2 protein-coding genes are annotated in these 6,066 nt (G+C 73.2%); both read left to right on the top strand.

Translation table 11 applies throughout. The features are described 5' to 3' along the window. Positions 1-1,806 (top strand): autotransporter assembly complex family protein (locus Q0112_RS18910; RefSeq protein WP_297977628.1); only part of this gene is annotated, 1,806 nt, incomplete at its 5' end. 23 nt (positions 1,807-1,829) lie between these two features. Continuing rightward, the coding region (locus Q0112_RS18915) for a translocation/assembly module TamB domain-containing protein (protein ID WP_297977629.1) at positions 1,830-6,066 on the top strand (4,237 nt) is incomplete at its 3' end.

The following is a 6,066-nucleotide window of genomic DNA, read 5'->3' on the forward strand; positions in this document are numbered from 1 at the left end:
GACCCGTTCGAGGTCATCGACCCGCTGCACTATACCGCGACCCTCGATGTCGCCGGTGGCGACGAGGCCCTGCGGCGGCGGCTCGAGAACGCCTCCGCGCTCTGGAACGACCGGGAGCGGCCGGTCTCGGGCAACGGCGGGCTCCTCTCCAAGGCGCGCGGCGACTACCGGCGCCTGCTCGCCGCGCTCTATGCCGCCGGCTACTATGGCCCGGAGATCAGCATCCGCGCCGACGGCCGCGAGGTCGCCGACCTGACCCTTGCCGTCGACTTCCCCGAGAACGTGCCGATCGCCATCCGCGTCGTGCCCGGTCCCGAGTTCCGCTTCGGCCGGGCCGACATCGTCAACCGCCCGCCGCTCGAGGTGGACGAGAGCGACGAGGCGGACGGCGAGACCCCGGAGTCGATCGGCTTCGCCACCGGCGAGCCGGCCTATTCCGGCGTCATCGATCAGGTCTCGGCCGTCTCGATCGAGCGATGGCGGCAGCTCTCGCGCGCCAAGGCGCGGGAGACGGGGCGCGAGGTCATCGCCGATCACGCGAGCGACCGGCTCGACGTCACCCTTACCCTCGATCCGGGGCGGCCGGCGCGCTACGGCCCGATCTCGGTGGCCGGGCGGACGCGCGTCGACCCCGGCTTCATCCGCTACATGGCCGACCTCGAGGAAGGCGACGACTTCGATCCCGACGAGATCCAGGCGGCGCAGAACCGGCTGATGCGGCTCGGCGTCTTCCGCTCGCTGCGCTTCGTCGAGGCGGACGAGATCGAGCCGGACGGCAGCCTCCCGATCGCCATCGCCGTCGAGGACCGCCGCCCGCGCACCATCGGCTTCGGCGCCACGCTCTCGACCATCGACGGGCTCGGCGTCACCGCCTTCTGGCAGCACCGCAACCTCCTCGGCCGCGCCGAGCAGCTGCGCTTCGACGCCGGCATCAACGGGCTCGGCGGCTCGCTCGACCCCGAGGAGTACGACTACAATCTCGGCGTCACCTTCACCAAGCCCGGCGTCTTCAACCCGGACACGAGCTTCATCACCTCGCTGATCGGCCAGCGGGTCAACTACGACACCTATCGCGAGCGGTCGGTCACCGCCTCGGCGGGCTTCTCGCGCCAGTTCGGCGCCCGGCTGACCGGATCGGCCTTCGTCGAGGCGTCGCGCGCCCGCTACGACGACGACTTCGGCATCCGTCACTTCACCACGCTCGGAATCGTCGGCAAGGGCGCCTACGACGAGCGCGACGACCCGCTCGACGCCCACCGCGGCTTCTATCTCGCGGTCGAGGCGCAGCCCTTCCACGAGTTCGTCTACGGCAATTTCGCCACCCGCGGCACGCTCGAGGGCCGCGTCTACCGATCCTTCGGCCAGGAGGACCATCTCGTCCTCGCCGGCCGGGCCAAGGCCGGGACCTACGTGGGCGCCGACGTGGCCGAGAGCCCGCCCGATCTCCTCTTCTTCGCCGGCGGCGGCGGCTCGGTGCGCGGCTACGCCTACCAGTCGATCGGCGTCGAGACGGTCGATGCCGACGGCGAGACGCAGACGAGCGGCGGCAAGGGGCTCTTCGAGGCGTCGGCCGAGGTGCGCTACCGCATCAACGACAGCTTCGGCGCCGTCGGCTTCGTCGACTCGGGCTTCGTCACCGAGAACTCCGACCTCTCGGGCGAGAGCGACCTGCGCACCGGCGTGGGGGTGGGGGTGCGCTACTATACCGGCATCGGCATCCTCAGGGCCGACCTCGCCACGCCGGTCGACCCGCGCGACGACGACTCGACCGTCGCGCTCTACATCGGCATAGGTCAGGCGTTTTGAGGCGGATTCTGGCAGCGCTGGGCGTGCTCGTCCTCGTGGCGATCGCCGCGGTCGCCCAGGACGGCAGCCGCAGCGACAACGGCTTCCTCATCAACCTGCTCGAGAACCAGCTCTCCACCCCCACCCGGCAGATCCGGCTGAGCGGGGTGTCGGGCGCGCTCTCGTCGCAGGCGCGGGTCGGGCAGATCACCATCTCCGACCCCGACGGGGTCTGGCTGCAGATCGACAATGCGGAGATCGACTGGAACCGGCTGGCGCTGCTGCGCGGGCGGGTGAACGTGAACCGCCTCAGCGCCGAGCGGGTCACCTGGCTCCGCCCGGCCAACGAGCCGGCGCCGGCGCGCGAGCTGCCGACGGCCGAGGCGCAGCCCTTCGCGCTGCCCGAGCTGCCGGTCTCGGTCCAGCTGCGCGAGCTCGCCTTTCCCGACATCCGCTTCGAGGAGCCGGTGTTCGGCCAGGCGGCGCAGCTCGCGGCCGTGGGCGCGCTCGACCTGGCCGGCGGGGCGCTCGACACCACGCTCGAGGTCACCCGCCGCGACGGACCGGGCGGACAGCTCGCGCTGAAGGCCGGCTTCTCCAACAGCACGCGGCAGCTCGATCTCGATCTCGCGCTGCGGGAGCCGAAGGGCGGGGTGGTCGCCACGCTGCTCAAGATCGAGGGCACGCCGGCCATCGACCTCCGCCTGCAGGGGTCGGGCCCGCTCGACCAGGTCGACGTGACCTTCAGCCTCGACGCGGACGGCGCGCGCATGGCGGAGGGCCTGGTCGCGCTGCGCGACACCGACGAGGGCCTCGGCTTCAGCGTCGACTTCTCGGGCGGGCTCTCGCCGCTCGTCCCGGCGCAGTTCCGCGACTTCTTTGCCGGGTCGAGCACCGTCCAGGTTCGCGGCGTGAAGCCGGCCGCCGGCGGACTGCGCATCGACACGCTCGACGTCGCCGGCGCCGCGCTGAAGCTCAGCGGCGGGCTCGAGACCGGCCCCGACAACTTCCTGCGCCGGCTCTCGCTCTTCGGCACGCTCGGCGATCCGCGCGGCCCGGCGCTCGTCCTGCCGGTGCCCGGGGGACGCACGCGCATCCATTCAGGCGTTCTGCACGTCGACTTCGGCAACGCCAGCCGCTGGAACGGCCTTCTCGTCCTCGACCGGCTGGAGACGGCCGAGATCGAGATGGAGGACGTGACCCTGCGCATGGGGGGGCTCGCGAAGAACCTCGAGGATCCGGCGACCCGGACGGTCACCATCAACGTCGAGGGGCTCGCCACCGGCCTCTGGTCGCCCAAGCCCGAGATCGCCCGCGCCCTCGGCCAGCGGCTCGACCTCTTCGCCGACGTGGCGCTCAATCCCGGCGGGCCGATCGACCTGCGCCAGGTGCAGGTGAGCGGCAACGGCCTCTCGATCTTCAGCGCCGGCCAGGTCGCCGACCTGACCTTCACCGGGCGGAACGCGATCCGCATCGCCGACCTCGCAGTCCTCTCCGGGCTCGCGAACCGTCCGCTCGGGGGCGCCGTCGACCTCCACGCCGACGGCAGCATCAGCCCACTGAGCGGCGGCTTCGATCTCACCTTCGACGGCACGACGAGCAATCTCGAGCTCGGCGACGAGCGCCTCGACCGGCTGATGGCCAGCGAGACGAGGCTGAGCGGGCGCGCGGTGCGCGACGAGGCGGGCATCCGCACCGAGGACCTCCAGCTCGCCAACCCGCAGCTCACCTTCGCTTCGAACGGGCAGATCTCCAGCAAGCAGACCGACATCGGCTTCGAGGCCGCGCTGACCGATCTCGCGCTCCTCGACCCGCGCGCCAGCGGCCAGCTGACGGCGACGGGGCGCGCGACCGGCGAGGGTCGGCCGATCCACGTCACCCTCTCCGCCGCCGTCCCGGAGGGCGAGCTCGTCGGCCGCCGCCTGACGGGCGCCAGGGTCGGCTTCGCCGGCCAGGTCGACGGCGCCGACATCACCGGCGCCCTCTCCGGCGACGGGGCGCTCGACGGGCTCGTCCTGCAGCTCGCCGCCGATCTCGCGGTGAGCGGCGAGAAGCGCGCCCTCTCGGGCGTCAGTGTCGCCATCGGCCCGAACCGGCTGACCGGCGAGATCTCGCAGGCTGGCGCCGACCCGGTCGAGGGACGCCTGACGCTCGACGCCCCCGACATCGCGCCGATCGCGACCCTCGCCCTCCTCGACGCCCGGGGCGCGGTCGACGCCGACATCACGCTCGGCGCCTCCGACCCCGGGCAGGGCGTCGCCCTCACCGCGAGCGCCCGCGATCTCGTCGTCGGCACCAGTCGCGTCGGCAGCCTCGACGTCCGGGCGAACGTCGCCGACGCCTTCGGCCTGCCGCTGATCGACGGGACGCTCGCCGCCTCCGATCTCGCCGTCGCTGGCTTCGACGTCGCCTCGCTCAATGCTACCGCCCGGCATGCCGAGGGCGCGACCATGCGCTTCTCGGCCGACACCCGGCTCGCCGCCGGCACGCTCGCCGACCTCTCGGGCGAGCTGACCCGGCTCGAGGGCGGCTTCACCGCCACGCTCGAGACGCTCCGCATCCGCCAGGACCCGGCCTCCGCCACGCTGACCGCGCCGGCGACCGTCACGATCCGCGGCGGGACGGTCGAGCTCACCCCGCTCGCACTCCAGGTCGGCAACGGCAGCCTGACCGCCCAGGGCAAGGTCGCCGAGAGCTTCGACATCGACCTGGCGCTCAGCCAGTTCCCGCTCGACATCGCGAACACGATCCGGCCCGACCTCGGCCTCGGCGGCACGGTCGACGGCACGGCCCGCGTCACCGGCCGGCGCGAGGCGCCGGACGTGCGCTTCGACCTGCGGGCGGCCGAGATCGTCTCCGCGACCACCCGGGCCGCCGGGCTGCCGCCCATCGCGGTCGACGCGACCGGCACCACCGCGGACGGCCGCCTCGCGCTCCGCTCGAGCATCTCGGCCACCGGCCTCTCCGCCACCGCCAACGGCTCGATCCCGCTCGGCCAAGGCGAGCTCGCGCTCGACCTCGACCTCCAATCCTTCCCGCTGGCGCTCGTCGACCGCGCCGCCGGCAATCGCGGCCTGCGCGGAACGATCAGCGGCACCGGGCGCGCCACCGGCCCGCTCGCCGATCCCGCCGTGAGCTTCGAGCTGCGCGGCGAGGGGCTGACCGCCGAGATCCTCGCCGCGAACCAGGTGCCCCCCTTCGCGCTCACCGCGAGCGGCAGCTACCGCGGCGGGGCCATCGAGCTCGCCTCGGCGCGGGCCACCGCGCCGGGCGGCCTCGATTTGCAGGGCTCCGGGCGCATCCCCTTCGCCGGGCCGGGCCTCGACGCCAGCGTCTCGGGCGCGCTGCCGCTCAGCATGGCGAACCCGCTCCTCGCCAGCCGCTCGGCCGAGGCCTCCGGCCAGGTGCGCATCTCGGCCACCGCCCGCGGATCGCTGGCGGCGCCCCAGCTCGCCGGGACGGTGACGCTCGCCGGCGGCTCGCTCTTCGACCCGCAGACCAACATCCGGCTGCAGAACATGACGCTCGACGCCGCGCTAGACGGCAACGCGGCCGTCCTGCGCGGCTTCAGCGCCGAGGCGGTCGGCGGCGGCACCATCACCGCCCAGGGCAGCGTCGGCTTCGGCCCCGGCTTCCCGGCTGACCTCACCGTGCGGCTGAACGACGTGCGCTATACCGACGGCGTCTTCGTCGCCACGCGCCTGTCGGGCAACCTCGCGCTCACCGGAGCACTCGTCGGCCCGGGAGGGATGCTGTCGGGCAACATCGACATCGGCCGCACCGAAATCTCGGTCGCCGAAGGCCTCGGCGCCAACGCGCAGGAGGCGCTCGATCAGGTGACCCACGTCCGCACCCCGCCGGCGGTGCAGGCGACGCTCGACCGCGCCGACGTCGGCGTCCCGCGCGGGGCCGAGCCGAGCGACCGCACCGGCATCGGCCTCGACGTCCGCATCAGCGCGCCCAGCCAGATCTTCGTGCGCGGACGCGGGCTCGACGTCGAGATCGGCGGGCAGATGCGGGTGCGCGGCACGACCACCGACATCCAGCCGGTCGGCCAGTTCGACCTGCGCCGCGGCCGCATCCTCATCCTCGGCCAGCGCATCGACTTCGACGAGGGCTCGCTGCAGCTCGTCGGCAACCTCGACCCGCAGATCCATTTCGTGGCCGAGACCCGCTCCCAGGACGTCACCGCCATCGTGACGGTCCAGGGCCGCGTCTCGGCGCCAGAGATCACCTTCTCCTCCGAGCCTCCCCTGCCGCAGGACGAGGTGCTGGCGCGCG

The sequence above is a fragment of the uncultured Amaricoccus sp. genome, from assembly GCF_937858865.1.
Classification (GTDB): Bacteria; Pseudomonadota; Alphaproteobacteria; order Rhodobacterales; family Rhodobacteraceae; genus Amaricoccus.